This is a genomic window from Arcicella sp., from assembly GCF_964672035.1.
Genome location: NZ_CBABQS010000138.1, coordinates 1 through 5,520 on the forward strand (window position 1 = coordinate 1; position 5,520 = coordinate 5,520).

At 33.8% G+C, this 5,520-nt stretch carries 4 protein-coding genes; 3 read left to right on the plus strand and 1 reads right to left on the minus strand.

Features of this window, described 5'->3' with window-relative positions; genetic code table 11:
* Both AC1W31_RS20170 and AC1W31_RS20175 read left to right on the plus strand, forming a co-directional pair.
* The coding region (locus AC1W31_RS20170) for a toprim domain-containing protein (RefSeq protein ID WP_481736301.1) at window positions 1–2,120 on the plus strand (2,120 nt) is incomplete at its 5' end.
* Window positions 2,121–2,158: 38 nt separating this feature from the next.
* On the plus strand, window positions 2,159–2,941 hold the full coding sequence (locus AC1W31_RS20175) for a hypothetical protein (protein ID WP_481736302.1): 783 nt from the start codon (window positions 2,159–2,161) through the stop codon (window positions 2,939–2,941).
* Between the two features lie 78 nt (window positions 2,942–3,019).
* On the opposite strand, the gene AC1W31_RS20180 is transcribed toward AC1W31_RS20175, so the two are convergent.
* Window positions 3,020–3,427 (minus strand): hypothetical protein, encoded by a 408-nt coding sequence (locus AC1W31_RS20180; protein ID WP_481736303.1) that lies wholly within the window; start codon window positions 3,425–3,427, stop codon window positions 3,020–3,022.
* Between the two features lie 88 nt (window positions 3,428–3,515).
* On the opposite strand from AC1W31_RS20180, the gene AC1W31_RS20185 reads away from it, so the two are divergent.
* The coding region (locus AC1W31_RS20185; protein ID WP_481736304.1) for a type IV secretory system conjugative DNA transfer family protein at window positions 3,516–5,520 on the plus strand (2,005 nt) is incomplete at its 3' end.

A 5,520-nucleotide genomic window follows, 5' to 3' on the forward strand; every position in this document is an offset into this window, starting at 1 on the left:
CACCTGCATTCCAAAGCCTTGACAATGATAAAATTGTTTTAAATGGCAAGCTAAAACACAAACAATTAAATGCCGAAGGTCTTTCCAAAAATGCTCGTATTGCTGTAAAATACGGTCAATACTCACAAAATGATCAAATTCTTTTACAATACACGCTCGAAAAACAAGGATTTGGTAATCAACTAAATCTTGATAAAACACCTTTTGCCGATTATAATAAAGCGATTGATAAATTAGATTTTGAATCTGTTTTGGAAAACTACGGGTTCTCTGAACGAGCTGATAAGACCTCTAAACAGTGGAGAGTATGGCAAAATGAAGATGCAAAGTTGGCTGTTTTGAATGGTCAAAAAGGAGGAGTTAGTGTAAAATTTGGGTTTGATTTAACGGGAGCATTATCTTCTCGTAGGTCAAATTCATATCGTGGAGAACTCTTTGATGTCGTTCAGCTAATTGACTTTATGGAAGGCGGAAATTTGAGGGCTAAGAATGAGAAGGTTAATTCCTTAATGGGAGATACCAATTTTTTATTCAAATCGGAAAACCATAGAGTCACTAAACCCATGCGTACTATCAAATTGGACGATTTAAACGATAAAGTAGTAGCAAGGTTGAGAGAGGTGAATTTGATTGAAGAACATACCCTTAAACCACTTGATAAGACCGCAATTAAGATTCTTGAAAACAGGGATGTTAGTGAGAAAATCATTAAGGAGTCTATTTTCCATAATCAGATTATTGCAGGAACAAGAGCGTTTAAGGATAATCCGAATAGTAAGAAAGACTATGTTACTTTTCCGATTAGTAATCAAAATCGTCAAATTATTTCTATCCTTCAAAGACGTACAGGTTTCAAACCTGATAAAGAAAATCCTACGGTTTTAAAACCTATTAATGAAAAATGGTTTTCGGATGCTACTCGAACAGGTGGTTTATGGAAATCTAATCTTTATTTTGAAAGTCAAAAAGATATTCGAAATGAAAAGGGCGAAATCATTATTCCACAAGGTACATTAGTCAATGTTTCTCGAAATACGGGAAATAATCAGGATGTTCAAATGGTGGGTAAAAATGAAATTTTATCCGTTTCAAAGGAACAAATGCCTAATTTGAAATTGGTAGAAGCGAATCAAATTCACATCTTTGAAGACGCTTTGGATGCTATTTCTTATCACCAATTAGTGCCATCTAATGATGTCAAAAGGATGTATTTGGCTACTTCTGGACAGCCTACGAATCCCCAATCTGAGCATATTAAAAACGTATTAAGTTATAATCCACAGGCTCAATTGGTGATTAATCCTGACAATGATCCTCCTGGTTATCGTTTTGGAATTAATCACCTTAATATCAAACACCCAAGGTTTGATGAAAGGTATGATGTGAATGTAAACGTGAAAGCTCAAATTCCTTTGGACGTAACAGCCGTTAAAGACACAAAAGATTTAGAGAAATCATTGCCCGAAGATAAACGAAATCTATCCAAAAAATATACCAACCGTTTAGAATTAGAAATTAATGCTCCCTTTGGAGAAGGACACCCCTATCGTAATCAAAAAGAAGCTGAAAAAGCAATCAATCATAAGATTGAAAAATTGATGAAAACAATTAATGGTGAAATTGATAGAAAGGATTTAGCGGAAGAAAAAACGGAGTTGAATAATGATAAAATTGGTAAAATTGAAAGGTCACAGGTGTTGTTAAATTTGGAAGGAAATGGGGTTGTAAGTAAAATAGATTTATCACTACCCAACGATAAAGAGTTTTTACGAAAAACAATTAATGGGGTAAAAGACTTAATTAACGAACAACAAATGCAACCTATTTATCGAGTGGATGCTCTCAAATATGAGAAGGATTTTAATGAACTTTTAGCTAATCGTAAGGGAAAACCATTGGAGCATTCAGATTATTCCAAAAAGCCTAAGCCAATTGAAAAGTTGGATGTCAGTAAGGTAATGATTCAAATGGAAGCGAGCAGAATCCAAGCAGAGAAGCAACAAAAGGAGATGGCCACTAAAATGGAAAAAGCTGGGGTTGGTAGCTTCGTCAAACCTGTTGTTAAAGAGAAACAAGAAATAGTTACAAAACCAAAAGTACAACAGCAACAAATGCTATAATAAATTCACATTTTCTAAACAATTAATCCAATATTTGTATGAAATTTAGCTTAAAATACGCAATATTATTTTTAATTTCTTTTAATTCAACCACTTTTGCCCAAGATGCTCTAAGCAATAAGGAAATTATCAATCTACAGGCTTCAAAAATATCACAGGATATTATTTTAGCCAAAATCGGTTCAACAAAATGCCAATTTGATTTAACTGCCCAAGGTTTAATTGACCTGAGAGCAGGAAAGATTTCGGATAAAGTCGTAAAGCTGATGTTTGTAGCATCTCCGCCAATCGAAACTATGACGAATGATGATGTAATAAAATTATCTGATTCAAACGTTTCAACTACGATTTTGAAAGAAAAAATTAGCAAAACGGTACATAAATTTGATGTGGAATCCAATGATTTAATTAAGCTTAAAGCCGCTAAGGTTTCCGATTCAATCGTAAAAGAAATGATACTAAATCCAACGCAAGGAGTAGTCGCAAAAACTGCCATTCCTGTCAGTAGGGCTACTGTTGCAACTGCACCAGCCACACCATCAGTTTCACAAACAGGCAGTAATTCAACGCAAACGTCAAATAAAGACATTATTGTTACGACTGTTTACGAAGAAGTAAAAAATCTAAAAATAGTTGGGGATATTTCAGCGAGTGCTTCTAAGGTTTTTGGCAAGCAAGAAAAACTGAGAATTGAGGCGATTGAAAAACTCAAAAAAGATGCTGCATCCAAAGGAGCAACCCACGTGTTTATTCAGTCGGAAAATTTTGCACCAACACCCACAAATACCGTAAGCATTTCGGGAGTGGCTTATAAGAAATAGACCTAAATGGCGTTGATTCGTAATGACATTTGTATTTATTCATAAAAAAAACTGTTCAAGCGAACAGTTTTTTTTATGCTAAGGACAATTACATGGTCTTTTCTTCTTCTTTGATTTAGTCCATCTTTTAACTACTTTCATTTTTCTAACGGTATAAATCTTATTCTTAACGCTTGAAATCCTTGATTTAACAATCCCCGAAGGTGCAAATACCCCTTTTTCTTTTTCTAAGGTATCCTTTAATCTTTTTACTTCCTCCAAGTCATTTTCAAAAGGTTGTTCATCCAAATTCTTTATACTGGCTGATATATCATTCAAATTTTGAGTTTTCTTCTCCTTATTTAAGGTAACTGGAATAAATGTTCCTCTCCAAGAAGATTTAAAACTGTCAGGAATTATTCCAAGTGGTTTTCCATCTGTTTGTTGTGCCGTAGCTCCCATCTTAATTAAGATAGAAAATGTAAAAATTATAAATGCTTTTTTCATGTTCATTTGCTTTTTGTTGTAACTTCGTAAATTAAATATTTATATTTTATACAAATATAAATATTTAATAAATATATCTATTAAAAAAATGACAAACCACGAAAAAGAAGGCTATGAAATAGGTGTACAATTAATACTTTTGCTTTGTGTGGTACTCCACATTGCCCATCATTATTATTACGACCACTTACTATTTAAAGAACTTCTTACAACAGTTCCAAAATTTGAGCAGGGGATTAATTTTACTATAAATATGTTCAATAAAAGTTTAGGAATATTTGCCAACCCTTTTGTGAATAAAATAGTAATTATTTTTTTAATGGTTCTTCACGGGATTGGTTCTAAGGGTGTTATATCTCCTAATATTAAAAAGGAGGATATTGTAAGAATTGGTACAATTGGTTTTTTCGGATATTTGATGTCTATTGGAATACTTTATCTAACGGTAAAAGACAAAACCATTTACATTGTTATTCATAGTATTTATATTTTGATGTCCACTTTTTTTCTTTTGTACATCAATAAAGCCAGTCAATATGCAGCTCGTTTTTTTTCATTCAAAGTCACAGACATTTTCAATGATGAAAATGAAACATTTCCACAAAATGAGCAATTAAAAGGTTTTGTAAACAAGTATAGCATTCATTTTCAAAGTAAATATTTCTATCGAAGAAAGTGGCGTGTTGGCTATATCAATGTGGTCAATCCCTTTCGTTCTACACTGGTTCTTGGAAACCCAGGGTCTGGTAAATCTGTCACTATTTTGGAACCTGCTATATGGCAATCAATTTGGAAAGGATATGCCACTTACGTGTATGATTTTAAGTACCCGGATTTGACAAAACAAGCCTACAATGCTTATATTAAATCCATTAAAGAGAATTCTCAAATTTGGAAAGATGAACAGGGTGAATTTAGATTTCCAGAGTTTTATGTGATTAACTTTGATGATGTGGAATATTCCCATCGCTGTAATCCACTACACAAGGATTTTTTGAAAGAAGTGTTAGATGCAAACGAAAGTGCTTCTACTATTATGCTCAATCTCAATCGCACATGGGCGAAAGAGCAGGGTAGCTTTTTCCCTGAGTCTGCCATCAATTATACTTCGATTATTATTTGGTATTTGAGAACAGTAGCCATTAAATACGAGAAGAAATTAATAGAAGAATTAGCAAAGACGAATCCAGATGCTCAAAAATCAGAATTATACAGACGGTTTTCTAATGTTTGTACATTTCCTCACGTGATCGAATTAGCAGCTTATAAAAATATTAATGCAGCCTTAATGGTATTTAGTAAGTATCCTGACTTAGAAATTATGGTTAGACCTTTTATGGTGGCGGTAGAATCAGGAGCCGGAGACCAGTTAGCTGGTCAGATTGGTTCGGCTCAGATTGCGATTTCAAAGCTCTCATCTCCCACTGTTTATTGGGTAATGACGGGTGATGAATTTACTTTGGATATAAATAATCCGCTTGCTCCTAAAATACTTTGCTGTGGAAATAGCCCTGAGCGTATTGCTATTTACGGAACGATACTTTCCCTTTATACTTCACGATTAATTAAGTTAATTAATAAAAAAGGAAAACGACATTCAGCGTTATTTTTTGATGAATTACCAACCATGCTTATCAAGGGATTAGATTTACTGATTGCAACGGCTCGCAGTAATCGAGTGGCGACTTGGTTAGGTATTCAAGATTTTTCTCAGTTGTATAGAGATTATGGTAAAGAGGAAGCGGATGTAATATTAGGCATTCAAGGAAATATTTTTTGTGGGCAACTGGTTTATGAAACAGCTAATAAATTAAGTGAAAGATTTGGTAGAACTAACCAAGAAAAAGAAACAGTTACTTTCTCTCAAAATGATACCTCAGTGCAAGTATCACAGGAACTACAAAACGTAATCCCTGGCTCAAAGATTTCAGAACTGGAGCAAGGTCAATTTGTTGGTATAGCATCAGGAAGCTATGGTGAGGAAACAAATTTTAAAAAATTCAATGCAAATATCCTGCTTGACCCCAATATTGGGAATGCCGATGAACCACTCCCTAAAATAAAGGATTTTAAAGTTTTGGCTGCATCAATGG

What these genes read in the sequence shown, in the direction of transcription:
- AC1W31_RS20175 (WP_481736302.1), top strand. Translation starts at nt 2,159, where the DNA reads ATGAAATTTAGCTTAAAATACGCAATATTATTTTTAATTTCTTTTAAT.
- AC1W31_RS20180 (WP_481736303.1), bottom strand. Translation starts at nt 3,427, where the DNA reads ATGAAAAAAGCATTTATAATTTTTACATTTTCTATCTTAATTAAGATG.